26 protein-coding genes and 1 tRNA gene are annotated in these 26,445 nt (G+C 58.7%); 14 read left to right on the plus strand and 13 right to left on the minus strand.

The window, feature by feature from the left end; translation table 11 throughout:
• The first annotated feature begins 155 nt into the window (after positions 1 to 155).
• Positions 156 to 1,283: a glycosyltransferase gene (locus LAP85_01055; GenBank protein ID MBZ5494964.1), complete on the plus strand. Its 1,128-nt coding sequence runs from the start codon at positions 156 to 158 to the stop codon at positions 1,281 to 1,283.
• Positions 1,284 to 1,359: 76 nt separating this feature from the next.
• On the opposite strand, the gene LAP85_01060 is transcribed toward LAP85_01055, so the two are convergent.
• The 5 genes from LAP85_01060 to LAP85_01080 all read right to left on the minus strand — a co-directional run bounded on the left by LAP85_01060 (position 1,360) and on the right by LAP85_01080 (position 8,326).
• Positions 1,360 to 2,136 (minus strand): hypothetical protein, encoded by a 777-nt coding sequence (locus tag LAP85_01060; protein MBZ5494965.1) that lies wholly within the window; start codon positions 2,134 to 2,136, stop codon positions 1,360 to 1,362.
• 320 nt (positions 2,137 to 2,456) lie between these two features.
• Positions 2,457 to 4,286, minus strand: coding sequence for a tetratricopeptide repeat protein (locus tag LAP85_01065; GenBank protein ID MBZ5494966.1), 1,830 nt, complete (start codon positions 4,284 to 4,286; stop codon positions 2,457 to 2,459).
• 48 nt (positions 4,287 to 4,334) lie between these two features.
• A complete protein-coding gene (locus tag LAP85_01070) occupies positions 4,335 to 5,357 on the minus strand; it encodes a GDP-mannose 4,6-dehydratase (protein MBZ5494967.1) in 1,023 nt (340 codons plus the stop codon).
• 95 nt (positions 5,358 to 5,452) lie between these two features.
• Positions 5,453 to 6,871 carry a flippase gene (locus tag LAP85_01075; GenBank protein MBZ5494968.1) on the minus strand — a complete coding sequence of 473 codons (1,419 nt, stop codon included), beginning with the start codon at positions 6,869 to 6,871 and terminating at the stop codon, positions 5,453 to 5,455.
• A gap of 99 nt (positions 6,872 to 6,970) precedes the next feature.
• On the minus strand, positions 6,971 to 8,326 hold the full coding sequence (locus LAP85_01080; GenBank protein MBZ5494969.1) for a DUF5777 family beta-barrel protein: 1,356 nt from the start codon (positions 8,324 to 8,326) through the stop codon (positions 6,971 to 6,973).
• 380 nt (positions 8,327 to 8,706) lie between these two features.
• Between LAP85_01080 and aroF the strand changes: the two genes are divergently transcribed.
• From aroF to LAP85_01100, 4 genes are read left to right on the plus strand one after another with little or no spacing between them, the layout of a single operon-like run.
• Complete coding sequence (gene aroF / locus LAP85_01085) at positions 8,707 to 9,735, plus strand: 3-deoxy-7-phosphoheptulonate synthase (protein MBZ5494970.1); 1,029 nt, start codon at positions 8,707 to 8,709, stop codon at positions 9,733 to 9,735.
• A gap of 1 nt (position 9,736) precedes the next feature.
• Positions 9,737 to 10,882 (plus strand): prephenate dehydrogenase/arogenate dehydrogenase family protein, encoded by a 1,146-nt coding sequence (locus LAP85_01090; GenBank protein MBZ5494971.1) that lies wholly within the window; start codon positions 9,737 to 9,739, stop codon positions 10,880 to 10,882.
• Positions 10,879 to 11,445: a manganese efflux pump MntP family protein gene (locus LAP85_01095; GenBank protein MBZ5494972.1), complete on the plus strand. Its 567-nt coding sequence runs from the start codon at positions 10,879 to 10,881 to the stop codon at positions 11,443 to 11,445. Before LAP85_01090 ends, LAP85_01095 begins: the two co-directional genes overlap by 4 nt.
• A gap of 50 nt (positions 11,446 to 11,495) precedes the next feature.
• Complete coding sequence (locus tag LAP85_01100) at positions 11,496 to 13,055, plus strand: glycosyltransferase family 39 protein (GenBank protein MBZ5494973.1); 1,560 nt, start codon at positions 11,496 to 11,498, stop codon at positions 13,053 to 13,055.
• A 43-nt stretch (positions 13,056 to 13,098) separates the two neighbouring features.
• Here the strand turns inward: LAP85_01100 and LAP85_01105 are convergent, their stop codons facing one another.
• Positions 13,099 to 13,614 (minus strand): GNAT family N-acetyltransferase, encoded by a 516-nt coding sequence (locus LAP85_01105; GenBank protein ID MBZ5494974.1) that lies wholly within the window; start codon positions 13,612 to 13,614, stop codon positions 13,099 to 13,101.
• A gap of 189 nt (positions 13,615 to 13,803) precedes the next feature.
• Between LAP85_01105 and LAP85_01110 the strand changes: the two genes are divergently transcribed.
• The 3 genes from LAP85_01110 to LAP85_01120 all read left to right on the plus strand — a co-directional run bounded on the left by LAP85_01110 (position 13,804) and on the right by LAP85_01120 (position 15,747).
• Positions 13,804 to 13,935: a transposase gene (locus LAP85_01110; protein ID MBZ5494975.1), complete on the plus strand. Its 132-nt coding sequence runs from the start codon at positions 13,804 to 13,806 to the stop codon at positions 13,933 to 13,935.
• A 66-nt stretch (positions 13,936 to 14,001) separates the two neighbouring features.
• Complete coding sequence (locus tag LAP85_01115; GenBank protein ID MBZ5494976.1) at positions 14,002 to 14,517, plus strand: hypothetical protein; 516 nt, start codon at positions 14,002 to 14,004, stop codon at positions 14,515 to 14,517.
• Positions 14,518 to 14,628: 111 nt separating this feature from the next.
• Entirely contained in the window at positions 14,629 to 15,747 is a 1,119-nt protein-coding gene (locus LAP85_01120) for a beta-lactamase family protein (protein MBZ5494977.1), read from the plus strand.
• 141 nt (positions 15,748 to 15,888) lie between these two features.
• Here the strand turns inward: LAP85_01120 and LAP85_01125 are convergent, their stop codons facing one another.
• Complete coding sequence (locus tag LAP85_01125) at positions 15,889 to 16,875, minus strand: AraC family transcriptional regulator (protein ID MBZ5494978.1); 987 nt, start codon at positions 16,873 to 16,875, stop codon at positions 15,889 to 15,891.
• 227 nt (positions 16,876 to 17,102) lie between these two features.
• On the opposite strand from LAP85_01125, the gene LAP85_01130 reads away from it, so the two are divergent.
• The 4 genes from LAP85_01130 to LAP85_01145 all read left to right on the plus strand — a co-directional run bounded on the left by LAP85_01130 (position 17,103) and on the right by LAP85_01145 (position 18,677).
• Complete coding sequence (locus tag LAP85_01130; GenBank protein ID MBZ5494979.1) at positions 17,103 to 17,318, plus strand: tautomerase family protein; 216 nt, start codon at positions 17,103 to 17,105, stop codon at positions 17,316 to 17,318.
• A 101-nt stretch (positions 17,319 to 17,419) separates the two neighbouring features.
• Positions 17,420 to 17,770, plus strand: coding sequence for a nuclear transport factor 2 family protein (locus LAP85_01135; protein ID MBZ5494980.1), 351 nt, complete (start codon positions 17,420 to 17,422; stop codon positions 17,768 to 17,770).
• A 72-nt stretch (positions 17,771 to 17,842) separates the two neighbouring features.
• Positions 17,843 to 17,992 (plus strand): hypothetical protein, encoded by a 150-nt coding sequence (locus tag LAP85_01140; GenBank protein ID MBZ5494981.1) that lies wholly within the window; start codon positions 17,843 to 17,845, stop codon positions 17,990 to 17,992.
• Positions 17,993 to 18,383: 391 nt separating this feature from the next.
• Positions 18,384 to 18,677 (plus strand): hypothetical protein, encoded by a 294-nt coding sequence (locus LAP85_01145; GenBank protein MBZ5494982.1) that lies wholly within the window; start codon positions 18,384 to 18,386, stop codon positions 18,675 to 18,677.
• On the opposite strand, the gene LAP85_01150 is transcribed toward LAP85_01145, so the two are convergent.
• Positions 18,635 to 19,414, minus strand: coding sequence for a TatD family hydrolase (locus tag LAP85_01150; GenBank protein ID MBZ5494983.1), 780 nt, complete (start codon positions 19,412 to 19,414; stop codon positions 18,635 to 18,637). The two genes, LAP85_01145 and LAP85_01150, sit on opposite strands and share 43 nt — an antisense overlap.
• A gap of 237 nt (positions 19,415 to 19,651) precedes the next feature.
• Positions 19,652 to 22,567: a protein kinase gene (locus LAP85_01155; protein MBZ5494984.1), complete on the minus strand. Its 2,916-nt coding sequence runs from the start codon at positions 22,565 to 22,567 to the stop codon at positions 19,652 to 19,654.
• A gap of 277 nt (positions 22,568 to 22,844) precedes the next feature.
• Between LAP85_01155 and LAP85_01160 the strand changes: the two genes are divergently transcribed.
• Both LAP85_01160 and LAP85_01165 read left to right on the plus strand, forming a co-directional pair.
• Positions 22,845 to 22,920, plus strand: a tRNA-Val gene (locus tag LAP85_01160).
• 56 nt (positions 22,921 to 22,976) lie between these two features.
• A complete protein-coding gene (locus LAP85_01165) occupies positions 22,977 to 23,879 on the plus strand; it encodes a homocysteine S-methyltransferase family protein (protein ID MBZ5494985.1) in 903 nt (300 codons plus the stop codon).
• Between the two features lie 93 nt (positions 23,880 to 23,972).
• On the opposite strand, the gene LAP85_01170 is transcribed toward LAP85_01165, so the two are convergent.
• From LAP85_01170 to LAP85_01185, 4 genes are all read right to left on the minus strand, one after another.
• Entirely contained in the window at positions 23,973 to 24,134 is a 162-nt protein-coding gene (locus tag LAP85_01170) for a hypothetical protein (protein ID MBZ5494986.1), read from the minus strand.
• Positions 24,135 to 24,165: 31 nt separating this feature from the next.
• The gene (locus LAP85_01175; protein ID MBZ5494987.1) at positions 24,166 to 24,768 is read right to left on the minus strand and encodes a hypothetical protein; all 603 of its coding nucleotides are present in this window, start codon (positions 24,766 to 24,768) and stop codon (positions 24,166 to 24,168) included.
• A gap of 116 nt (positions 24,769 to 24,884) precedes the next feature.
• A complete protein-coding gene (locus LAP85_01180; GenBank protein ID MBZ5494988.1) occupies positions 24,885 to 25,730 on the minus strand; it encodes a zf-HC2 domain-containing protein in 846 nt (281 codons plus the stop codon).
• Entirely contained in the window at positions 25,727 to 26,281 is a 555-nt protein-coding gene (locus LAP85_01185; protein MBZ5494989.1) for a sigma-70 family RNA polymerase sigma factor, read from the minus strand. Before LAP85_01185 ends, LAP85_01180 begins: the two co-directional genes overlap by 4 nt.
• Positions 26,282 to 26,445 lie beyond the last annotated feature (164 nt).

Here is a 26,445-nt window from a genome sequence, read left to right on the forward strand (position 1 = left end):
CTTGTGGCCTCGGGGCTTGCTGACACATCAACCCCGATGCCATGGTTTGGAAACAAGGAACTGGTCATCAGTTTCGCTTGATTGCCTCAGTGGCCCAAGCGTTAGTCATTTCCAGTACCGTGGAAATCGAGGCTAGTCGTTTTTAAAGCAAAAGGATGGCATGTCGAGCGAAGGGTGAAATCGTGCTGAGAGTTGTCTGGATCGTACCCGGCTTCAGCAGCGACGAGAGCGATTGGTGTATCCCGGCGCTGCTCGATCTGGCTCGGGCTGTTGCGCGACGCTGCCGGCTGACCATCGTGGCGATGCGTTATCCCTACCGGCATGATTCCTATCAAGTCGCCGGGGCGGCGGTCCGCAGCATCGGTGGTGCACATCGGGGCCCGCTATACACCCCGGCACTCTGGCGGGACACCGCCGCCGCCGTCGGAGCCATCGGTTGCGATGTTCTCCATGCCTTTTGGGCGTACGAACCCGGTCTGATCGCGGCACGGTTCAGTTCAAAGTGGCCGGTAGTCATCAGCCTCGCCGGCGGAGAAGTGGTGCACCTTCCCGAGATCCGGTATGGGCTGATGGGAAGACTTCGGACCAGAGTCCCGATATGCTGGGCTCTGCGCCGCGCGCGTGTGGTGACAGCAGGCTCCCCATACCTTATGGAACACGCGCACAGGATGCTCTTGCTGCGCACATTGCGTCATCTCCCGCTCGGGGTCGATCTGCGGCGGTGGCCGCTCACGCGCCACGATTTCAGGCTGCCGATGATACTCAATGTGGGCTCTCTTGCGCCTGTCAAGGGGCAGGCAGTCTTGCTCCGCGCCTTCGGCCGCGTACTCCGGCAGATTCCTGAGGCTCGGTTGCGTATTGCGGGAGGCGGCAGAGAATTGGGCAGGCTCGATAGCCTGGTGCAGGAGCTCGAAATGTCGCAGAGTGTCGAACTGGCGGGCGCAGTCCCCCACCAGGAATTGGCCGTCTGCTACGGCCAGGCCTCGATGTTCGTTCAAGCCTCCTGGCATGAGGCCCAGGGAATGGCGCTTCTGGAGGCAGCGGCTTGCGGGCTACCGATCGCAGGGACAGCAGTAGGCGCGCTGGCAAGCCTTGCACCGGCCGCAGCGCTTGGTGTCCCCGCCGGAGACGAACACGGTCTAGCGACAGCCATGCTGAGACTTCTGGATCATCCGGACGAAGCAGCTTGTCTGGGCCGGAAGGCCCGGGAAATGGTGGAAGAAACCTACGAAGTCGAGATGGCCGCCAATCGCCTCCTTGAGCTCTATCACTCCCTCTTGTAGGGCCATCGTTTCGGATCGGCCCTGCCAAAACGCACCGACCTGCGCGCACAGATGACCCGCCAATATACCACTTCTCCTATTGGATGCCGGGAGCCTTGCCTGGAATCACAGGAATAGCCGTAAAGAGGTTCTGATTAAACACGAGCGCGACGACGGAGAAAGGCTGGGCGGCCGTCTCAATCAGCACCATTGAACCTTTGAACACAAAGCTCGGGCTCACGTCCTGCCACACGAATCTGGCAATGTGGTTGCCCGGCAACAGTGGATTCAGGAGACCGGGATTGATGGTTTGAGAGATCGTGCCGTCGGGATTTACCAAAACAATCTTGACGTTTATGGCCGAAGTGCCCGTGTTTGCTATCGCGTAACCGGTGGAACGGCTTTGAGTACCCAGAGTAAGGTCGTCATCGACGGGAATCGTCGCGGCGTTGGTCGTGGCAGCCGAGAGAACGCCTACGATCGTCGTGAGAGCGCCGGTGGGACCAGCAAGCTGGAACGTGGCAACGCCGCCCAACGATCCGCCTGAGCTTTCAACGCGGGCCCAGCCCGTGCTGGTGGGATCGGACGCATTCACAGGGCCTGCGGTGATCAATTGGGCACCCCCTGAGGGGACGGAGATCGGGAACGAGGAGTTCACGGCGCTGGGAGAGCCGGGCGATGTGAAACTCGCATTCAGCGGCGCCCCGAGGTCGCCTGTCAGGATGAGGTTGCCTGTGGCCGCATCCAGCCCTGTATTGAGGAACGTGAATATGGTGGTATATCCTCCTCCGATTGCGACCTGTGCAAACAGATTGGTGGTAGTGGCGGTACCGATGGCGGCGGGACCGATGAGAGGCATCTGTAATGCCGGCATGAGTTGCTGATGTGGAACCGCTCCCGACTGCAAGGATAAGGGCCCGGCTTGCTGCGGGACTCTGGCCGGACCGCCGAAGTGCATTTGAGCATGGGCAGAGGGTACGATCAGGGCAGCAAATACCAAAACCACAGCCGCCGATCGGAAAGCGTCTCTATGAACATTGCATTTCACGGTGGCATTCCTCCGAAAAGAAGGTAGAGCGTTGGATAGGCCTCAACTGCTTGCCCTCCCGGGATGCACTCGAACCCCGTCGGCACCATGATACTATCCGTTAATCTAAAGTCAACGAGGCTGCCGCAGCTACCCCGTTGGTTTCATCATCTCGAACTTTTCGTCCGGGCCGGAAACTGGCGACGAAGCTCTGCGATGCGGCTGCGGTAGGTTCCTGCCGAATCGCGTTCTGCTATGAAGCTGAGTTCATTTTGCGCTTCCTCAAATCTTGACTCCAGAACCAGTGCATAGGCACGGAGATACCTGGCCTCGAGGAGATCCCCGTGGAACCGTATGAGGAATTGGAGCGTCTGGAGGGCTGCGCGCGTGTCGCCCATGCGTACTTGAAGCGCCGCCAGGTTCAGATAGGCCGGCCAGTAGTCGGGGCGCTCGCGGATCGTTTCTTCAAATTCCCGTCTCGCGTCCTGGAGATCGCCTTGCAGGAGATTGAGGTTGCCCAGGTTGTGGTGTGCCTGCCACGTCTTTGGATCAGCGTGAATGGCCGCACGGTAATATCTTCCGGCAGTATCCAAAGAACCGTCGATTTGCGCGAGCCAGCCCAGGTTATAGAGCGCCGCCGCGTGATTTGGATCCAGTTCGACAGTTACGAGCAGCTCCTGGCGCGCCTTTTGCCGATCACGATCAAGATAGGCAATGGCGAGGTTATAGTGAGCTCTTGCCTTCCGGGGCGCTTTGGCGACTGCGTCTTCCCAAAGTCGGACGCCGTCACCCCAGATATAGGTCCGTCTCTCCGATGCGATCGCATAACACCCGAGCAAGAGCGACACGCATGCCAGGCCGACCGCGATCTTCAGCCTGTCGGTGGGCAAGAAACGGTGAATCGCTGCAAATATTCCCCAGGCAATCAAGATCGCCGCGGCAGTCATGGGAAGATATAAGCGGTGCTCAAAAAGCAGGTCTTTACTCGGCACGATCGAGGAGGTTGGGGCCAGAAAGAGCAGAAATGCCAGAACTAAAAACGACAGGGTAGGATTGAATCTTCGCATGCGAACCGCGAAAAACACAAGGGCGCAAAGCATAATCACGCAAAGTATCGCGGTCGGTGAGGCTGGTGGGGCCGGCTGAAAGTCGTGATCGATCGAGAGTCCCGCAGGGAAGAGCAACAGACGCAGATAGGTTGCCAGAACTTGGAATTGAGCCAGGAGATATTGGAGGGAGCCACCCATGAGCGCCAGGCCTGTCGTGCGTTCACCGCGGCCCCAGAGGTTGTACAAAGCCCAAACGGCGGCCAGCCCTGCCAGCGTCAGAACAGCAACGATCGAGCGCCAGCGAACCAAATGCTGTCGAAAGGTCTTTAACGTTCCGGACTCGGCCCAGACCAGCGCTGCCCAGATCAAGGGTAGGATCAGAGCCGCTTCCTTGGAAGCGGCCGCCAGGAAGAAACAGAAACCGGAGAGCGCGAACCATGTGCGCCGGTTTTGCGACAGTTGCGCTTGGAGGAAGCTCGCCATGGATATAAGTGAAAAAAAGGCTGCCAGGAGCGTAGAACGCTGATAGATATAATTTACGGCTTCAGTCTGCACGGGATGCAACGCGAAGATCCCGGCGGCAGCCAGTGGCAACCAGCGTTGCACCAGTGGATCAAAAGAACCAGTCCGGCGCCGCATTAAGAGACGGGCAAACCAATAGAGCGACAGCGCATTCGCCAGATGCAGCAACAGATTTACCAGGTGGTAACCGACCGGCGACATCGCCCCCGCCCGGTAGTTCCAATAGAATGTCAGGTAGGTGAGCTGGCGGGTTTGGGTGGGCTTGAGCAGGTACCACGGATCGCCGGGTTCGGTAACCTGCGGGCTCTGCAGGAACAGGTTGTCGTCGAAATGGAACGGGTTCCCGAGTGAACTCCGGAAGGTCCAGACGGCAACAGCGAGCAGCAAGATCAGGCCTAATGAGGAGGAGGTTCTGCTCTCAGCCAAGCTTGTTCTTCCTCTCCCCGGACATGCGAGCCCGAAGCGGGGCGCTGCTTACGGATGGTAATCCGGATTGCCGTGAGGAGCCCCTTGTTGTTTGAACGCGGAATTTATCCGCAAATCTTCTTCCACCATCTCGCGCACCAGGTCTTCGAAGGTGACCCGATAGTCCCATCCCAGATGCCTCCGCGCCAGCGAAGCATCGCCTTGAAGGATGTCGATCTCTGCCGGCCGAAAGAGCTTCGGATCAATGGTGACGAAATCCCTATAGTCCAAGTCGACATAGGAGAAAGCGAGAGAGGCGAACTCGGCGACGGAATGGGTCTCGCCGGTGGCTACTACGTAATCTCCCGGAGTGTCCTGCTGCAACATCAACCACATGGCCTTCACGTACTCCTTAGCGTGGCCCCAGTCTCGCTTTGCCTCGAGGTTTCCGAGCGGGAGATCTCGTGCCAGGCCCAACTTGATGCGGGCGGCGTGCGAGGTGATCTTGCGGGAGACAAATTCATAACCTCGGCGCGGAGACTCGTGATTGTAGAGAATGCCATTGGAAGCGTGCACCCCATAGGCTTCTCGATAGTTCCGGGTCAGCTCGAAGCCGGCCACCTTGGAGATGCCGTAAGCCGAGCGCGGGTGGAACCTCGTGCTCTCATTCTGCGGGACTTCCGCAGCGCGGCCGAACATCTCGCTGGAGCCCGCGAAATAGAACCTGCAGCTCGGGACCAGATCGTGGATCGCGGCCAGAAGGTAGTGCGTGCCGTTGATGTTGGTGTTGAGCGTGGAGAACTCGTCTTCGAAGGAGTAGCTGACGAAGCTCTGAGCCGCCAGATGGTAACATTCGTCCGGACGCACCGCCCGCATCACGCGATACATGCTGGCGAAGCTCTCGAGCGAAGCCGAATGAATCTCAATTTCCCCCAGGAGATGGCGAATCCTCCAGAGGTGGTGCTCCGGATCTTCGAGGGCGACACGACGGACAAAGCCTTGCACTCTGTACCCCTTTGAGAGCAGAAGTTCCGCGAGATAGGACCCATCCTGTCCTGTAATGCCGGTGATGAGAGCAACTCTCTCGCTCATGCGCTCAGTCCTTGTCGGTACATCAGGAAACAACACGGTGCTTCAAGACTTCCATCCGCTGCCAAGAGGATGACCAATCGCCATACGTTATAGCACTAGTTGAGCGCCTTCTGCCCGGTGATTTCCCATATTTCCCGAATCGAGAATGCCCTGAACATCCAGGCCGCAAGGAAGTAGAGCAAAGCACCCGATCCGATGCGGGCAAGGAGATTCGCTGCCGGGCAGCAAACGACCAGGAGAACCATGGGAACGCACGCCAGCGCGGGCCTCCAGACATGGCGCGCGAAGGGTAACCGGACGACTCTTCGTGCCGCCTGGTGATAGAGAAGGAGGAGAAAGATCACCTCGGTTATCACCATGGCTGCAGCCGAGCCGACATAGGTATAGTGTGGTATGAGCAGCAGATTGAGAACGGCGTTTATCGCCGCACCAAAGAAAGTACACCAGAGCAGGTTCCGCTGAAAACCGTGGCACATCAGGGTGTTTCTGAAAACAACTCTGCAGGTCATGAGGGGAATAATCCAGATCAGGATCCGCATGGCCACGGCTGCTTCCGAGAACTGGCGCCCGAAAATGAGATTGATGAGATCTTGTGCGAGCACGGACCCGCCGGCCGTGAGGGGAAGGGCAAGCAGAAGAGTATATTTGAATAACCGATCTGAAACCCGCCGCAATTCGCCGGGGTCGCCTCTGCTTCTGGAGATCAGCGGCAGCAGGTTGGCGGCGTACAGGAAAATGAAAGCAGAGGCAAAATTAATGAACTTGTAGGCTGCGTTGTATTCACCCACTTCTGATGCAGGTCTCCAGAATCCCAGCATCACCATATCAAAATTGAACAGCACCACGCCGAAGGCTCCCTCCAGGCCCATGGGCAGAGACTCGCGCAGCACCTTTCCCCACTCGATGAAGTCGAATGACGGCCGCGGCAGCCCATATCGCTTGCCGAAGACCAGCAACAACCACAGAACGGCAACCACCTCGCTGCCGAACTGGAAAAGCGGAACGTGGAAATACTCGCCGGGCCGTTTCAGAAGTGACAGCACGAGAAAGGCAAAGACAAGGGTTGCCAGGATCCTCGCGGCTGCCGCGAACTTCATTTCCTCAACAGCCTGGAAAACCCACTGAGGCGAAAAGGCCGCACTGAAAAACATCAGCCCGCTGAGAATGATTAGAAGCTTTAACTCTTCCGGCTTCGCCAGACACCGGGCGGTCACACTGAGGACAAGAAACGCAACGGCGCTCGAGGTGAGCCTCAGGCCGAAGAGGGTGTCGGCGTATCGTCGGGCAAGAGAGGGTTGCCGTGCCACCGCCTGGATGCCGTAGATATCGAGTCCCTGGCGGGAAATGAGTTCGAAGTAGGCCGTGAAGGCAGTCGCAAAACCGAGAGTTCCGAAGAGATCTTTCCCGAGCACGCCCGCGATGTGGACCATCGCCCAGAAGGCCAGCAGCCTGGATACGAGATCCCCGGCAACCAGGATGGTGTAATTGGCCAGAAATTTTCGGGCGTTGAGCATTCTGCCGATCCCTGGGACACGACATGCGCAATAACGGGTGGGTTTCCCTTCGTCAACCTTAATCCTGCGAGGCCGAGCTCACGCCGGCAGCGCCGGCTTCTATTTGATCCTCCTATAAATGTTGAAACCTAAAGAGACGTCACTGTTGTCGGCATTCACGGCGTACTTGGACGGGCCGAAATCCCGGCTCGTGGAAACCAGGATGGTAAAGACATGTGCCGGCGTTCGAATCTCGAGGCCACCTGAAAATTCCGGTTGACGCTTCACGAATCCGCCGAAGCCCGCAAGACGCGGTACAATTTCACCTATGAGAGACAGCCTTTCGTTCAGTGCTATGTCAGCTCCCAGTCCCAGGGAAAATGTCTGATCACTGCCGGGATTGATTACCCGCGTGCGGGAGGTCCTCACCAACGTGTCGTCACGGCTGTTGAACACGGCAGTAGGGACGACGTGAAGGCGCAAGGCCTTATAATCAAAAGAGGTCGCCAGCTGAACGAAGGGCGAAAACTGCTTTTCGAAATTGTTTTTGCCTTCTACTCCGGCGAGCAACGACATCTTCCAGAATGAATTCCTGCGGGTCTGCAATTCATAGGTGCCGTTGAAGTTGATGACCTGATCAAACCGGGCGCGCGCAACCCCGGCGCTGAAACGGTTTGTGAACGCATAGTTCACTCCCAGGTTGATGTTGGCGCCGAAATCGATTCCAAAGGCGTCACCCGCACTGGAGTCTGACAGGGACTGGATGAAGCGATGCTGTATGTGAATTTCTACCGAACCTTTGTTCAGGTCAACAGGAGCCGGCAGATCCACAAGCTTGGAGGTCTGGGCTTGATCCTCGCTCCGGCCACCTTCTTCCCTGGATGGTCTCGCGATTGGAATATTCCCGGCCCCGCCCGATACACCGCTGTAGGCGCCTGCAGTATAGATGTAATCGCCAGAAGGGGTTCCGCTGTCATCGGCAGCGTTGCCTGCGGCGTTGAAAAAGACCGGGCCTCCCGAGGGATCCGGGGCGGTCCAGTTGAAATAGAATTCCACGGGACCGTCGGCTGTCCCTTCGCGTGTTCCCGTTGAGGTGTGCTCGATGTACTGGACTCCGGCTTCCTCCTTAACCTGCGTGGTCGAGTCCACGGATGCCAGTTGCCCGGCCTGATTTCCGGATCGGGTATGACGGACCGAGAGTTCAAATCCCCACCGGGATTGACCGGGCTGCCCGACGATCACCGTGATGGGGTACACTTGACCCCGTTCATAAGTCTTGGGAACGCCCCGAATCTCGAACACTCCGCCGATCGTCCTTCCTTCGTCGAGCCTGTAGCTGCTGTGGCACTGATGGCAGGTTGGCTCACGAAATCCGGCTGTATGACGCGGAAGAGGACCGGACGAATACCCAAATAGCAGAGCGACTGAAGGCAGTGTAAAAAGAGGAAACAAGAGAACAAGTTTCTGCAGCTTCATGGTGATCCTCCTTAGGTAGAGCTGCGGAACAATGTGATGCCCGGCGAGCCTTGGGCGCCAATGTGCATAGCTACATCCTAAACGCGGAGCGCAGCTTAAACAATGCCCGCGATTTGACAGAATGAGCGATGGACTGCCCGGACCCTGGGTAGATGAGAAGGTAAAACAGCCGCAGGATCCCTTTGACATTTGCATCCTTGTTGATATGATGGGCGCGGAAGGAAGGAATGAGATGAGCCGGTGCTATTGCCGCTATTATTACCGTGGCTCACGCGATCGTAGCCCCTGAGGGGCGCGTTTCTCCTTTCTTCGAAGAACGCAAGAAAGCAAAAACGGCCCACCAGGCATCGGTGGGCCGTTCGCATTTTAGGAGAGCTTTTATGATCATCATATGTGAGACCAAAGCAACTGAGGCGCAAATCAACGCAATTCAGCAAAAAATACGCGAGGCGGGCCTGGAAGTGCACCGGTCCGATGGAGTCGAACACACGGTGCTCGGTGTTGTGGGCGACCGCAGTCTTCTGGACGTGAGCGCATTTGCCCTTATCCCCGGCGTCCGCGATGTGGTGCCGGTATCTACTCCCTACAAACTGGCCAGCCGCGAATTCCATCCGGACGACACGTTGGTCCATGTCGGTGAGGCGGTCGTGGTGGGCGGAAGCGAGGTGATTGTCATGGCGGGGCCGTGCGCGGTCGAGAGCGAGGAGCAGATCGAAGCCAGCGCGGAATTTGCGGCCCGATGCGGCGCACGGGTTTTGCGTGGCGGGGCCTTCAAGCCGCGGTCGTCACCCTACTCTTATCAGGGCTTGGGAGTCGAGGGGCTGAAAATGCTGCGCCGCGCTGCCGACCGACACGGACTGGCTGCGGTGACAGAGGTCATGACCATAGAGCAGATCGACATAGTGCGCGAATATACCGACGTCTTTCAGGTGGGAGCGCGCAACATGCAAAACTACCCGCTCCTCACTGCGCTCGGGCAGGCAGGGAAGCCGGCCCTCCTCAAACGCGGCATGTCTGCGACCATCCAGGAGTGGCTGATGAGCGCCGAATACATCCTGACGGCGGGGAACCCGGACGTGATACTCTGCGAGCGCGGCATTCGCACGTTCGAAACCGCAACGCGCAACACCCTGGACTTGTCGGCGGTACCTGTGGTCGAGCACTTGTCTCATTTGCCTGTCATCGTAGATCCCAGCCATGGAGTCGGCAACCGCCGATTTGTCGTGCCCATGGCGCGGGCAGCAATAGCTGCGGGTGCTGACGGCATACTGGTAGAAATCCATCCCGACCCCGATAAAGCCCTGTCCGATGGACCGCAATCCCTGACATTCGAAGAGTTCGAGGCGCTCATGAATCGATGCCGAATCATCAGCACCACCATAGGACGGCGCTTGGCGAGAGCGAGGTGAAATGAAAGACGCGAAGATCACGATTATCGGCTGCGGATTGCTCGGGGGTTCGGCTGCCCTGGCTCTCAAACGGCGCCGGCCCGACTGGGCCGTGGCATGTATTGACCTCGCCGAGCGTCTCCCGGCCATCCGGGAGGCGGGAATCACCGATGAAGTCGGAACTCCGGAGGATCTGGCGCGCCACTTGCCGGAGAGCTCCTTTGTTCTTCTGGCGATGCCCGTGCCTGCGATTATGGAGACCATCGAGCGTATTCGCCCCCATTTGCGGGCCGGCGCCATCGTCACTGATGTGGGGAGCACCAAGCAACAGATCATGGCGAAAGCTCAAGCGCTGATGCCTCCCGGGACTCATTTCATCGGCGGGCATCCTATGGCTGGATCTGAGCGCTCGGGGGTTGAGGCAGCGGACCCGCTTTTATTCAGCGATCGCGTCTATGTCCTCTGCCCGTACCCGGACACGCCGGCCGACGTGCTGTTATCAGTGATGAATCTGGTAGAAGACCTGCTGGCACTGCCGATCACCATCGATCCCGAGGAACACGACCGGATCATGGCCATGGTCAGTCATCTGCCCCAACTGATCGCCGTCGCGCTGATGCATGCGGCGCAGTCTGAGGATGCCACACATGATATGTTGGATAAGCTTGCCGGGCGCGGGTTCATGGACATGACACGCCTTGCAGCATCTGACTACGGGATCTGGATGGGGATCCTGGAGACCAACAAAGCGGCGATCCGGGAATCATCCGACCGATTTGTCAGAAGTCTTGCCGCGCTGCTTGATAAAATGGTCGCCGGCGATGCCGCCCTGATGTGGGAGGAGGTCTGCCGGCGCCGCCGCCAGATGGGAGTGGACAGTTTGCCTCGAATGCGGAAGCCGGACTACCGCAGCATTATTGACCGCTGCGATAAACAGATACTGGGCGCGCTTGGCCACCGCATGCAGGTTGCGCGCAGGATCGGACGCCTGAAATCACACCAGCAGGCGCCCGTCTCGGATCCTGACAGGGAACGGCGCATGGTTGCCCAGCGCGGGGAATGGGGGAAGGCGCTCGGCCTGCCGCCAGAGCTGATCAACGAACTTTTTGCGGTAATCATCAGACACAGTACCCACATTCAGGCTACGGAACGTGGAGCTGCGCCATGAGCTGGCCGAGCCTGCTCGCGGTCGCAATCGCATTGGCGATGGACGCCTTCGCTGTTGCAATCGTCGCGGGACTGTCGCTTCAGCCGCTGACGGGGCGCCATGTCTTCCGCCTCGCCTTCCACTTCGGCCTGTTTCAGGCGCTGATGCCGACGCTGGGTTGGGCCGCGGGCTCGGCAGTCCACCGTTACACCGCGTCCTTTGACCACTGGGCCGCTTTCGGTCTGCTCGCCATCGTCGGTTGCAGGATGATCATGGGCGCCCTGCGCGGAGGCGAGGAAAAACGGGCCGCGAGTGATCCGACCTCAGGTTGGGACTTGGTTTTGCTCTCGATCGCGACCAGCATCGATGCGCTGGCCGTCGGCCTTTCCCTGGCCATGATCGGTTCACCGATCGTCGTCCCGGCGCTGGTCATCGGGGCGGTGGCGGCTGGTCTCACGACGGTGGGAATGGTACTGGGCCGGCGGATCGGCGCCCTGTGGGGCAAGCGCGTAGAGGTTCTAGGCGGATTCGTCCTCATCGCCATCGGCATCAGGATCGTGGTGAACCACATCCTTGGGCCATGAGCCTGCCTGGTACCGACGTTCGTCGGCCAAGAAAAACGACGAGTTCAGCGGTGCAAACAGAAACCGGTGATTTTCGAATCGACCCACCCTACTCCAGCCGGGAAAGGCGCAAGCGCTCTTATCAAATATCTGCCTGGATCGCGCTTCTCGGTACCGGCCTGGCTTTGCGCCTGATCGCCATCGACAGCCGGGGCCTGTGGAGCGACGAAGCCTGGCGAGTCTGGGCGGCTCGTCTGCCGTCCGTCTTGGACGTTCTGCACGTCGCCTGGGCCCAGCCGCCGTCAGCCCCACTTTACTGGCTGGGCTTGCATTTCTGGATCGAGCTGTTCGGCCATGGTGATGTAGCGGTGCGGCTGTTCTCTGTCATCCCATCGGTGGCAAACATTCCCGCCATCTTCGGGCTTGGCCGTCTTCTCGCAGGATCTCGGGCCGGGTGGATCGCCGCAATCCTGCTCACGGTTGCGCCTATGGCGGTCGAGATTGGCCAGGAAGCCACCATGTATGCCTGGACCATGCTTGTCGCCACCCTGGCGCTGGCAGCAGGGTGGCTCTGGCTGCAGGCCGGCAAGGGCGGGGCACGCTACCTCGCGTGCGGCGCGCTTTTGGTCTACCTCCACTATTTGGGCCCTTTACTCCTCGCCTGGTTTTTCCTCGCCGGGCTGCTGGCATGCCGGGAGTCGGGCCGCCGCGGTTTCGCATCACATCTGAGCCCCGGTACCTGGATCCGCGGACACGCCCTGCTGGCCTTAATCTGGCTGCCATGGGCGTTCGCCATGAGCGGACGGATCGCCGACCGTTGGCCTGAACTTCGCCAATTGCGGCACCTGGTCGGGTGGAACGATCTGTACCGCGCTGCGGCTCATCTGGTGCTCTCCGCCAGTCCGCAAAGCTTCTGGCCACCAATGCTGGTGGTTGCCCTCGTGGCAGGCGGCGGCTTGTTTTTGGCCTGGACATGCCAGCGCGCCCGACCGCGATCCGCAGTATTGCTATGTGCGCTGATCGCTTTCGGTACCGTAAGCACGCTCCTGGGCACATCGGCGCTCACCAAGGCGTGGCTGTTCCAGCCCCGCTTTCTGACATTGGTCCTGCCTCTGCTGCTTTCCATGTCAGCGCTGGGACTCGCTGCCCCGTCCGCCGGCCGGAACCAACGCGCGGTCCTGGTCGGGCTGGCGTGTTTTTGGCTGGGGGTGCAGATCGCGGGATTATCGACCTTCTACGCCCGTCCCGTGCACGGTCGCGACGGTATGCGCGAGATCGGAGCGTGGCTCACGGCCGCCGTCGCCCCCGGGGATGTCGTCGTGGGCAACCACCCGCTCCTGCTCTGGAGCGTCGCACAGTACTACTCCGGCCGTCTCCAAGGCCTGCCCACCGACTGGGATGTGCGCCGGGGCTATCCATTGCTGCCCCCATCGCAGCCCGCTTGGGTGCAGGCCCAGCAGGCTGCCGTGGCCAGTGTTGTGGGCGCGGCCCCGCGCCTCTGGGTTCTCTATCTTCCGACGGTCGATCCGGATCGAGCGTTATTGGCCTCTATCCAGAAGTGTTATCGCCCGGCTGCCACGCGCACCTACCCTTTGCTTACCGTTTATTTGTTTACCAAGCGGGTGCCGTGACGCCTGCCGGCGTTGAATGAGTCGGTGAGTAAGGGCTCCTGGATTAGTCGAGAATCAACTCGTATTTCTCTTCCACAACGTCTACGCCCCAATGTCTGCCGGCTTTCTCTTCCACCCTCTTAAATCCGGCCGACCGGTAAAGGTGTGCAGCGGTAGTGAGCGCACTCACGGTCCAGAGTATGATGGATCGATAGTCGCAAGTCTTGCAGAAGGCCACCGCCTCGCTCATCAGCTTTTTGCCAAGGCCGATGCCCCTGGCACTGGGATCGACGAGGAACCAGCGGAGCTGGGCCACTTGCGGGGATGATGCCACGATCGCGATACAACCTACGATCCTGCCGTCGCGCTCCGCGATCCACAGCCGCTCCCGCTTGGACCCGGAGCGCGCAAAATCGGAGAGGGGGCCTGCCACATATGCCTCAAATGTGTGGTCAAATCCGTACTCTTGGGCGTACAGAATGCCGTGGAGGTAGACCACGAAGCCAATGTCCCCCGGCATCAGGTTGGTACGAAGCGTCACGGCTCCTGCTGAGCCGGATGAAGTGCCGCTCCCCTGCATATCTGGACCCAATTTAAGATTAACAGGTTTCGATCTCCCCGGTTACCATTGCCTGTGGTGGTGTTCACTACCGAGCAAAGATCGGGCCATCTCTGGGAAACATCTTACAATTGTTCCGCTGTGAGATACTCCCCGAAATTTGGACCAGCGCCTAAGGTGTAAAATCTCTATCGACCAAACGGAGGGTCGATGGGAAAGCAGCGTAGGCGGTTCAGTGCGGCTTTCAAGGCAAAGGTAGCGTTCGAAGCCATCAAGGGACAACGAACGGTTCGGGAGATCTCCTCCACCTTTGAGGTGCACCCCAGTCGAGTGACGCGCTGACTCGTTAGCCAGCCGAGCGAAACGCTGATGGCAACCCAACGGGTATCATTATCGAGATCATTGGCCGTGAGCATTCCGGCAGTGTGGATTTCCAGCCTCCTCTGTTTCTACCTCTTGGAATTCCGTGACGGCGTTCTCCTTCGAACGCTCGGACCCACGTGGACGTATCTGCTGGTCGGGTCGGCCTACCCGCTCATTGTCGCGTTTCCGTTGTCCAGGTTGGTTTCAACGAGGCGACAGGGGCGGTTTGTCGTCGCTTTCGGTGGTCTCTTCATAGCAGCCATCGCGCTGATGGCCGTATGCCTGAGACTGGTTCCTGGATTGGTGGGTGGCTACGCGGCAGGAGTATTAGCAGTGTCATGTTTAGGGTGTGGAATTTCTTATTACCTGAACCGACGGTCGAACTTCATCATGATCGGATCCCTACTGGCTTGCTGGACGTTTCTGGGCGACTTCACGGGATATAACACAAGACACATGCTGGGCGGGTTAGAAGGCGTCATGGCCTATGCCAGTATCTACAGCGTGTTCCTGGGCTCAGGCCTCGGGGCAATTCTCTGGTACGTGCAGAGAGGTGGATGAACGACTGTGACGCCGTGATCTGCGGAAGCGCGGCTCGGGGTCTGCACGAGTCTGACGGGTCGCTCGCGTGGAGCCGGTCGGGTCAAGGCAGTCAGTTACGGCGGAGGTCAAATGCGAAAAGCAGCAGGCTTGACCATGTTTTTGTGCTCGCTCCTTTTCATATTGGAGGCGCCCGACGCCAATGAACCCGGCGCCAAACAGCTGGATCCATTATTCGCCGCGATCAATTCGAGTAACGCGCCGGGCGCGGCGGTGATTGTTCTAAAGGACGGGCATAAGATCTTCGAGCGCGGCTACGGAGTAACCGATCTGCGCACGCTGCACAGGATCGACGAGCACACCAACTTCCGCCTGGCGTCCGTAACCAAACAGTTTACCGCCATGGCCATCATGTTGCTCGTCCACGATGGCAAGCTTAGTTATGACACCCGCCTGACCGACATCTTTCCCGACTTTCCCGCATACGGGAAGGCCATCACCATCCGCAACCTCCTCAACCACTCGTCCGGCCTTCTCGATTACGAGAATCTGATGCCGAGGTATGACTTCAAAACTGCGGCAGAACAGATTCCCCAGATCCAGGACGGCGAGGTGCTTGAACTGATGAAGTCCCAAAAGATCACAAAGTTTGCGCCCGGCACGCAGTGGGACTACTGCAACTCCGGCTATGTGGTCCTCGGAGTCATCGTCGGGAAAACATCGGGAAAGCAGTTCAGTGAATTTCTGCACGATCGGATCTTCGCGCCCCTGAAGATGAGCGGGACCGTCGTCTACCAGAGAGGCAAGAACGAAGTACCGAATCGTGCATACGGCCACGGGCGCGACAACGGCGTATGGCGGCAAACGGATCAGAGTCCGACCTCGGCTACCCTCGGAGATGGAGGTGTGTATTCCTCGCTGGAGGACCTGGCCAGGTGGGATCGAGCGCTGCGTGACCATACGCTGCTGAGCAAATCAGAGATGCAAGCCGCGATCACGCCGGTGAAAGTCGCCAGCCATTCGGTCGTGGAGCCCGACGGATCGCCGGCGGAGTACGGCTTCGGGTGGTTTCTGAATTCGTATCGGGGTCGCGCGAGGATGTGGCACTACGGGGAGACCATTGGGTTCAGGACCGCCATCCAGCACTTCACGGATGACAGGCTCACGATCATTATTCTCTGCAATCGCAGCGACATGAATCCCACAGCCCTCGCGCTGAAGATAGCCGACCTATATCTTCTGCCTACCTGAAAGCAGGTAATACCCCTGTCATGGGATGGTTGTAGGCTCAGGGGCCGGACGCTGGATTTATCTGCCACGCCATCCCTTTTCCGGGTGTCCTGCCAGAGCAGCTCGGAGCGGTGATTTCGAGAGGTCAGGAAGTCAACATGATTAATCAAGCACGGACCTGAGGGCCCGGGAGGCCTTTGTTGCAGTACGGAATCGCGCCGGCGGCGAGCCGAATTCACGCTTGAAAGCCCGATTGAAAGCTGCCTCGGATTCGTAACCCACTTCGAGCGCAATTTGTGCCACGCTCCAGCTTGTGGTCGACAACTTCTGCATGCCCAGCTGAAGCCGCCAGCGCGTCAGGTAGGTCATAGGGGGCTCACCCAGGTATTGCCTGAACCGTTCCGCTAACACCGAACGTGAAACACCTACTTCTTCGGCGAGTTTCGCGATCGTCCATGGATGGGCCGGCTTCCGGTGCAGAAACGCCAGGGCCTTCCCGACCTGCTCGTCTCGGGCTCCGGCCAGCCACCCGGTCTGACTCGGCGGCAGTTCCGCGATGTAACGCCGCAGTGTCTCCACAAACAGCACCTCGGAGAGCTTCGCGAGTACGGCCTCTGCTCCTGCACGAGAGGCGTCCGCTTCGCCGACCGAGTATAGTATCGAGTTCTCCAGCCATCGGCCCGCTGCGTCATTGCGGATGTTTACCGTAAGGAGTCGCGGGAGACCGCTGAGAAAAACCTGTGCGAGCCGCGGCTCGCACGCCATGTAGCCGCATATGAATCTCGTAATCTCGCCTCCTCCGCCCATCCGCGAAATCTTCAGTCCTTGTGAAAGGACCCGTTCGAATTCCTTTGCGGCATCCACCGGCCGGCTCGGTCGCCCGTTGCCCATGATGTGCGCGTCACCGTGTGGGAAAATCACGATATTGCCCGCCTCAAGAGACGTCATGGCACCGTCTTCAAGGCCCGCATAGGCTCTTCCCTCAATCAACAGGTGGTAAATAATGACGTGCCCTGCGCCCGGGACAAGATGCGGGACTAGGACGCTCGAGGCCGGCGAACGAATACTCCAGGGCTCCGAGAACTCGGCGTTATAGAACATCGCCCCCTCGAGTTTGACTGTCTTTAGCACCTCAGACAAAACATCCACACGGCCCCCGAAAATGCCATCCGGATTACCTGCAAACCCAACCGGACCTTTGATCAAGGATATCATGCCGCACCATGCTGCAATCAAGAAAGCCGGACGCTCGGGTAAGGTGCACGCCGCGGTTCCACTGCATACTGGACCAGGTTGGATCGGACGACAGCGGACGGATCGGGTATCCGCCTCGGGGCCGTCCGGACAAACCTAAAACGCAAAGGAGATCAAAAACCATGCCGCTGATTCAGGTCAAAATGATCGAGAAAGTGTTTACACCCGCGCAGAAACAGGAACTCATCACTAGGCTGACGGACGCAATGGTGTCCGTGGAAGGCGAGCCCCTGCGTCCCTACACCTTGGTAATACTCGAGGACGTCGCAAGCGGGGAGTGGGCAGTTGGCGGGAAGTCCTTCACTACCGAAGCGGTCCACGCCATGGCCGCGAAGTGAAGTCGGGGAGGAAAGGAGAAAGATAGATGAGCTCTATCGCATCAGTAGCAGAATCTGCCATACCCAAGACAAAACCAGGAGCAACGAAGGAGGAAAGGGAAGTGGCTTCGACGAAAGACGTTCTAGACCACCACTTGAAGTGTTTTGGGGAGGGTGACCTCAAGGGCCTCCTCTCTGACTATGCGCCGGGTACCGTCCTGTTCCTGTCGGACGGGCCGCTCAGGGGAGCCGACGCGCTAAGACCGTTCTTCCAGGCGCTGTTTGCGGAGTTTGGAAAACCTGGCGCAGCGTTCAGCCTGAGACAGCAGTCCGTCGAGGGCGACTATGCCTATATCCTGTGGAGCGCGGAGACCGCTGAGAATGTGTACGAGTTGGGAACCGACACGTTCGTCGTGCGGGACGGCAAGATCGTGGCCCAATCTTTCGCCGGCAAGATTACGCCCAAAGGCTAAAAACACGCCTTCATTCCGGGAGGCCGCCCACTCCGCCAGACACCTCCGAAGTAGACGGCCCCCGGCACGACGATGGGTACGCCAAACCTGCCCATCCACTGCAGCACCACGACAACCATGCCGGGCCCACAGCTCCGCGTGAGTCCGGACGCCGCCAATGACAAGGTCGAGATTCGGTTCCTGTTTGGCTGGCAGGACGCCGTACGCCAGGGCAATCGCTGATGCGGCTGCAGGCGCGCAGGGCTGAGCGCAAGGCCCCTCGACGCCCAAAGCACATCCAGCCGCCTTCCCTGCCCGTGTCGGAGCAGCGAACGGCGACGGATAGCCGACTAAGCTGCTATTCGATCCGTCGAAACCCCTGCTGCCCAAGCCACAAGCGGCCAAGCCCTAATCACAAGGGGCCGCTGATTGGAATGAAATAGGCGGTTGGAGTCGCAGGTGGGAATCGAACCCCCGGCGGGTTTCCGCAAAAGAAGGATTGGCTCAATTAACATGATGCCTACAAATCGGAAACTGGGGAGGCATCATGGGCAGGCTGCAATGCAAAACCGCAGCTTATTGTGACTAGGCGCCCCTCACCAGCACCCTGAGACCGACCTGACGGTAGACATCAATGGACACTCAAACAGCCGGATACGAGGCGAAAGCTCTCGAGCCTCGGAACTTGGCTCTCTTCTTCCTGATGGTCTTTGGATTGGTCTGGCTTGGCCAGGCGCCCTTCATCTTCGCCATCCTCACACCGCCTTCCTCGATCGGCCACGCCTATCCTTTCCTCGACTTGTCCAGTCCACCCTGGATGGTGATTCCCACGTTCCTTGGAGCGTTCATCTTCAGCGGCCTGGCTGAGGAGTTTGGTTGGCGCGGCTACTTCTTGGTTTTTGCCTCAATGCGCCCTTTGGCCCAGTAGTCATCATGCACAAGCCGAAGAAAGTTGTGCTGCACGATGTTCTTGGTTTCTTCGGGGGACCATCCCCGCAAATCAGAAACTCTTTGGATTACAGAACTAATAATGGAGGGCATTCCCAAGACTCCAGTCAGCCAACGAAAGCCCCCGGGATTATCGCTTTCCGTCAACAGCAGAGCCGATGGAATTGTTTTGGCTATCTTCTGGATGCCAGCGCTGAAAAGAACTTCCACACCAACGGTGAAATATACACCCTTTTCGGCCAAGCTTTGAAGTTGCTCGATCGGGCCCGAGTACCAGTGGACAATTGCTCGGCTGGCCCCTAAGTCTCCCAGGATACGATCGACATCCGCCTCTGCTCCCGTCGAGTGGATGTTCAATATTTTTTTCTGAGAAATGCCTTGCTTCACGAAGTACTGAAACACATCTCGCTGGAGAGCATGATTTTGAGGTTCGGAAATGAAGTGATAGTCGAGTCCAATCTCTCCCAGCATTGGGGAATCGTCGATCAGAGGTTGGAGAGATTCCAATTGGGTATGAAATGCGGGAGCATTCCAAGGATGTACTCCGAATGTGCTGAGAACCCACTGGGTCCGTTGGTCGATAGCCTTACTCTTGGCGTATGCCTCCGGGTCCATCGAAACGCTGATGGTGATGATCTCATGTTGTTCGATTTCTTTAATCACTTGTGGCAGCTCTAACTCATATTTGTCCAGGTGAGCATGGGCATCGATATACATACTTTCCTTTTATCGCCTATAATTCGTCGTAAAGTCACGACTCAAGTCCTATGACGGGACTTCGGGGGCGTTATGTGTTAGTGCCATTTCTAGAGTGCACTGATCGTTGGTAGCCCAACGGCGATCAATGATCAAGGGACCGATCTTCCATTTTAATCTCAATAGAAATCATACTTCTCTGTCGCGCCTTGCGGTATGGCGCAGGTGATCGGCGGCGGGCGGGAAGATCCGCGCTGGTTACTTCAGGTTGACGGGGCCGAGGTAGCGGTCGAACCAGTTGAGGGTTTCTCGCATCATGATGCCTCGGACACTAGACAGGTCGTGTCCGGATTCGGTCACAACCTGCTGCTTCCGGTCATCCGGCGTGCCAAGCCGCTTGAACATCTGGGCCGCCGAGGTCTCGAGCGGGAAAACGAAGTCATAGCGGCCGTTGATCATCAGGACTGGCGCCTTGACCCTCGGTGTGTAATTGAAGTCGTCTATCTCCGGGCTGCGCGGCGTTAGATTGTATCCACCGATCAGCAGTACGGCCGCTCTCAGCCGCGGTTCCATGGCGAGGAAGATCGACGCAAGCCTCGCGCCCCAACTGATTCCAGAATAGGCGATGCGCCCCGCGTCGATATCCGGCCTGCTCTCCAAGTAGTCGACCGAGCGCCGGACCTCACTCAGCCACCACGTCACGCTCTCTCGCGATTGGTGTCCCACGGCAAGTCCAGCGTCGCGTTCGTAGGTGCCTTTATAGATGGGATAGAGCACCGCCCTTCCGCTCCGGATGATGAAATCAATATAAGCCGTGTTTGTCAGCGCATCCGATTTGCGGACTTGAAGGGCATTGGCCCCGGGAAACCATACGACAGCCTGGTAGGGCGGAACTGCATTTTTGGGCAGAAACAGGTACGCCGGCAGCCGCTCGCCGCCATAGCCCGCCGAGTACGACACCTTAAGCTTTCTCCAGTTGTCCGGCTTCGCATCTTCCGAGTCCACTTTGGATTCGAGCGGCCCCGTATCCCGGGGATAGAGCCTTTCAAAGATCCTGAACGCCTCGTCGGAAGCAGGCTTCTCTCGCGCATAGTCCCGGAAGGACTTGTCCAGGGTACCTGCGTAACGAGCGGGCGGGATCTTCCCATTCTGATACTTCACGCAGCGGAAGCCGTTCTCCGGAGCACGGTCGAAGGGAGGACGAGCCTCCGATTCCATCAGGAAGTACGAGGGTTCGTTCCACGCGCCACCCAGGGAGTAGCGGCGCCCGCGGGTTTCAGTCCATGTCCATTCGCGATGGTTGCCCGCCAAATCATAAACGCCGCGCAGCGAGACGCCGGCAAATGTGCCGACCGCCGCAGCGCCTTTGCCGGCAAAGTTGCTGAGCGGCACCATGGTGGGATTGGTCTGAATCCCGGTGGCCTGGTACCAGTGATACAGCGTTGGCAGGCTCTTGCCGGCATACTCGGCATACGCCGACGCTTCGTACCAACTCACACCGCCAACCGGGAGATCGTCCTGTCCCTCGCGGTAGGATCCGGCCTCCCACGTCGCGGGCCCCGGCCTCCCGCTCGAATCCACAAACCGCTTCATTGCTTCTTCCCAGGTGAAGTTGTGCCCCTCCATTAAAAAGCTGTGTTGCCAGTACTCTCGCTTTCGATAGCCACCACCGTCCACGAATCGTTTGAACTGCCGGTTCGTCACCTCAAACCGATCAATGCAAAATGCCTGCATCGGCCACGGCCCCAACAGTTCGAAACCTGCAAGATCCATCTGAAAGACGGTGTCCGGCAGGCAGGCCATGCCCACCTCTGGCGAGCCCACGGGGACAAGACTGAAGTGCATCTCGCCCGTCGAAGGAGGAGGCCCACCAGTCTCCAATTTCTCGTACCCTTCTTTGGAGATACTCCAGCGGAAGTAGGAGCGCGGGATGCGGTATTCCTTGAGCGGCGTTAGACCCACCGTTTTCCAGGGCGCATCCACCGCCGCGTACTCCTTCATCGAAACGGCCGCACCGGGAGGATCTGTTACAAGCGTGATCGTCCGTGATAACTGCGGCCACAAGCCCTCCAACACCTTGTCGTCAGGTATGACTTTCGCGGCGCGCCCGGCAAGCTCAAACGCTTTCACGTACTCGCCCTGGTCAGTGAGGCGGGTAATCTCGGGCAGCATTTCATTCCGTGCCCAGTTCGCACGATAGCTCCGCACGCCGACCCATAACGCTCCCGCGATCGCGGCGGCGAGGACCAGCAACAGGGGTAGAGCGATGCGCGGGTGTAACAGGGTGCGGAAGCCGGTGGAGCGGCCAAGAAGCTCCGCCTGGAATTCCACCAGTTCCTGGTGCAAATCAGCGGCGGAGGCGTACCGCAGATCCCGGTTCTTTTCGAGGCAGCGGTTCAGGATCGCCTCGAGTTTGTGTGGCACTTCGGGGCGCACCTTGCTGGCGCGCACCGGCGAATCCCGCAAAATCGCCGACATCGTCGAAATCGCGGATTCGCCCTGGAACGCTCTTTGACCCGTCAGTAATTCATAGAGCACGGCGCCCAGACTGAAGATGTCCGAGCGCGCGTCCAGCGGCTTTCCTTCCACCTGCTCGGGGGACATGTACGAGACTGTCCCAACTACCGCGCCCTTGTCGGTGAGACTCGGCTCGTCCGCCGGCACGGTCGCAGTTGCCGCTTCGGGGACTCCGGCGGAGCGCACGGTCAGATGCTTTGCCAAGCCAAAATCCATCACCTTGGCATGACCCTTCCTGGTCAACATGATGTTCGCGGGCTTCAGATCGCGGTGGATGATCCCCTTCTCATGAGCCTCCTCCAGGGCGCCGGCGACTTCTAACGCAACTTGAAGCATCTCATTGATGGGCAAGGGCCCTCTGAGAAGCCTGTCCTTGAGGGTTTGTCCCTGGATATGCTCCATTACAATGAAATCTCTACCATCAACCTCGGCAACTTCATAAACGTTGCAGATGTGGGGATGGTCGAGGGCGGCTGTGGCTTTGGCCTCGCGGAGGAGCCGTTTGTGGGCGGCTGGGTCCTGCTGCAGCTCCTGAGAGAGAAACTTAAGAGCAACTTCTCGACCCAGCGAAACGTCATCGGCGAGAAAGACTTCGCCCATTCCGCCCTGGCCCAGTTTTTCAATGATCCGGTAGTGCGAGATGGTCTTGCCGATCATGGAGCACCCCTCCACTTGCTCTTCGCGCACTGCAATCAGAACGACACGAATTTGCTCCGATTATAGTCGACTCCTTCAAGTTTACGCGAAGATATCCAGCAAGAAGTAGTAGAGCAGATCCGGCGACCTAACATGAAGGCCCCCAAAAGTTGCGTCCGGAATCCCTGAAGCGGGGCCATTTTCAGGAACTTGTCGGATGTGTGTTAGACGAGAGCCTCGAATGGTTCCAAATTGGCGGTTGGATTTCAAACTTAAATCGAGTACCATCAACCGCCTGGGGCGGTTAGCTCAGCTGGCAGAGCATCGGTTTTACACACCGGGGGTCACAGGTTCAAGTCCTGTACCGCCCACCATAGAAATCGTCCCGGTCGTTTCAGTCATCTGTTTTCATGCCGGACGGAGGGTGTTGATGAACAAATTTCAATATCTCCTCGGAAACTCTTCCGTCATTCTCGCCGATGGTGCGATGGGCACCATGCTGTTCGAGGCCGGCCTGGAATCAGGGGATTCGCCGCAGGCATGGAACATCACGCATCCGGAGCGTGTCAGGGCAGTTCACCGCGCTTACCTGGAAGCAGGATCGCAACTGATTCTCACCAACACATTCGGAAGCAATCGCTTCCGCCTCGCGCGGCACAATCTGCAGGCGCAGGTCGCGGAGTTTAACCGGGCCGGCGCTGCCCTGCTGCGGGCTGAAGTAGATCATGCTGGTGGCAGGGCCCTCGCCGCCGGCGACATCGGGCCCAGCGGAGAGCTTCTTGCTCCACTCGGCAAGCTGAAGTATGCCGATGCCGCGGATGCCTTCGCCGAACAGGCAGGTGCCCTTGTCGCCGCGGGCGTCGATCTGATCTGGATCGAGACCATGTCGGCGCTGGAGGAAGTTCAAGCCGCCATCGAAGGAGTACGCAGGGTATCCGTGGAGATCCCTATCGTTGTGACCATGACCTTTGAAAAACATGGTCGTACCATGATGGGAGTCACTCCGGCGCAGGCAGTGAAGTCCATCATCGACTGGGGGGCATGTGCTCTGGGCGGCAACTGCGGCACCGGACCGGAAGAACTTTTGAACATCATTCGAACGATGCACGGCCTTATGCCGGAGATGCCGCTGATCTTCAAGCCGAACGCCGGGGTGCCTGTGCTCCTCAACGGCAAGACCACCTACAACGCTACCCAGGAATCTATGGCCCAATCCGCTCGTGAAGCGGTAAACGCCGGGGCGCGCGTCGTCGGCGCCTGTTGCGGCAGCACCCCGGCTCATTTACGAGCGATAAGCGAAGGATTCCGCGGCAGAATTGCGCCGAGCGCGTGATTGCGGGCGAAGAAATCCCCCACACGCAGCCGCCCCGAAGGTAATCTGCAGCAACCATCGGATCTGAATCGCAGGCATGCCGCAGCGTTGGAGCTAGCCTTTGGGGTAGACGATAAACTTTCGCTTTTCCTCTTTCTCCACGTATTCCGCCAACAGTCGCAGGGCGACATGCGTCATCGTCTTTCCCTGCAGAGTGCAGACGACTTTCAGCCTGCGATGAAGCTCGTCGGGGATATTCATTACCAGGCGTTTCATGACATATACATATATACATATGCTACTGTCGTCAAGATGTTTTCCCCTTCTTCCTGCGTTCCCTCACCGACTGAAAGACCAGAAATGCGCCGAAGAGGATCGGAGCCACCGGCCACCATTCTCTGAGCCAATCGAGGGAATAATGGAGGACGGTATTGGAGGCTATTATCAGACCCGCAACAATCAGCAGCACACCACCGGCCAGCGACCCATACGCTTCGGGCATCTTGAATTCCTGCGGGAATTCGGTTACGGCAATTCCAGACAAGGCCTGATTGTAAAATGAAGCTCTGCGCGCCGCATCGACGAGATTGTAAAGCCAGTAGAAGACCAGAAAAAACACCAGCAGCGGCGTCAGCGGCCAATGTACGCGCGGACCGGGAGCGAGCATTGATATCAGCGTCCCAACAACCAGTATGTTGATGAATCCCTGTCGATAATAACCCACGTAGACCTGTCCCAGACCGGGAACCAGCGAGAGAAAAGTGGCCAGGGCCGGTGACTTGAACCTCGGATCTTCCGGGTAAGCGGGCTTGCGCTGCCATGGGACGTCGCGTGGCGGGTAGGCGCGGGCGGCGGCCTCTTCGGGTTGGGGCGGATGCGGCTCTTGTCGAGTTTCCTGCGGATTGTCCATGATTACCCTCCTATGCTTTCTATCATGATGTCCTGTGGTTCCCTCTCTTCATCGGAATTAACGCAGCCGGGGCTGCGAGGGTTCGGTGGCGATATACATATTTGTCGAGCCTGGTATCAGCGCACGTCGCGCTGCTGGTCCGTGCCGTTGCCGTCGAACAGGTCGAGCTTCAGTTCTTCCAGGAAGGAGGATGCCTTCCCACGGAGGGTGGAGGCGGTTCGAATGGGGAAATCCGCCGCCTTTTCTGCCAGGCTCCTGCCTCGCAGATGGAGATCATTGAGCGATCGCCGCGCCGACTCCTGTCGACCGGCAAGCGCCGTGGCCGTTTCCTGCATTATCTGATTGCCGCTCTGAATCACCACCTGGGGCACCGCGAGCGCTTTCGGAAGGACGGCCGGGTTTCCCAGGGCCAGCAGGACGAGGAGGGTGCCTACGTAAGCGGCTTCCCAGGCGAAGCGGGGTCTGCGGATCAGGCGGCTCCACCATACGGGGAAATCCAGGGGTTGCCGCGCCTCTCTGATGCGTGAACGAAGCCCGGCCGTCGCAGAAAAAACGTCTGCCGTGAAGCGCGCGTCCGGCTCAAGCGTTGCCATGCCGGGGAGAACTTCCTTCATTTCGGTCAGCGTTGCCGCAAGCTCGCAGCAATCCGGACAATGGTCGATGTGGAGGCGGATGATTTCTCCGTCGTCCGGCCTGAGGTTGCCGTCGACCCAAGCGCACAGGAGTTGCTCAGCGCCGTCGCAGGCAGGCCCGCTCGTACGGCAGAGGATCGAGCGCGCCAGGTCATCCTGCAATTCCGCGGCCAGCAAGTTCGCCTCCCCCCGTACGATCCCGAGCAGGGCACGGCAGCGGGCGCACGCACTCAAATGCCTGGCGGCGGCTTCCCGTTCTTCGGACGGCAGCAAGCCCCCTTCGAAGGCATCAAGCCGGTCTTCAAAGCTCTCGCAATCCATAGCCGTCATAACTCACCGCTGAGCGCCATCACTTTGCGCGCCAATTCGATCCGCGCCCGGTTGGAGCGGGATTTGACCGTTCCCAGGGGAATGTGGAGCATGGTGGCAATCTCGTCCAGTTGCAGGCCCTGGATCTCTTTAAGCAGGATAATCTCGCGATTCAGATCGGTGAGTTCCCTCAATGCACGGTAGATAAGGCGTTTCCTGGAGTCGGCCGCCCACTGCTGCTCAGGGGTGTTGCCCTTGTCTGGCAGATCGGCAATCTCGTCGAGCGCTACATCCCTGCCTTGCGATCTTGCTCTCTTCCTGCGCAAATGATCGATGCAGGCATTGCGGGCAATCCGGATGATCCAGGGCAGAAACATCTGCTCGTCGGTAGAGCTTCCGAGATTCTGATAGATGCGCACAAAGACCTCCTGGGCCAGATCGCGTGCATCCTCGGGATTTCCGACATAGTGATAGGCGATCCCATAGATGCGTGACTGGAACTGGCGCACCAGCGCCTCCCAGGCGAGCGCGTCGCCAGCCTTGCATCGTGAGAGGATCACGGAGAGATTCATTTTGAGCCCGCGCCGGTTTAAACCGGGAACGCCCCCATTCTGAGCTCACGCTGACCAAATCACACTGGTAAAAACGCAAGACCCCGTTCAGAGGTTCGGCTGAAAGAGGCAACTGCGTCATTTTCCCATCGACACTTCTGGAGACCTCGCACCGTGCTCCGAGG

The sequence above is a fragment of the Terriglobia bacterium genome, assembly GCA_020072565.1.
GTDB lineage: Bacteria > Acidobacteriota > UBA6911 > UBA6911 > UBA6911 > JAFNAG01.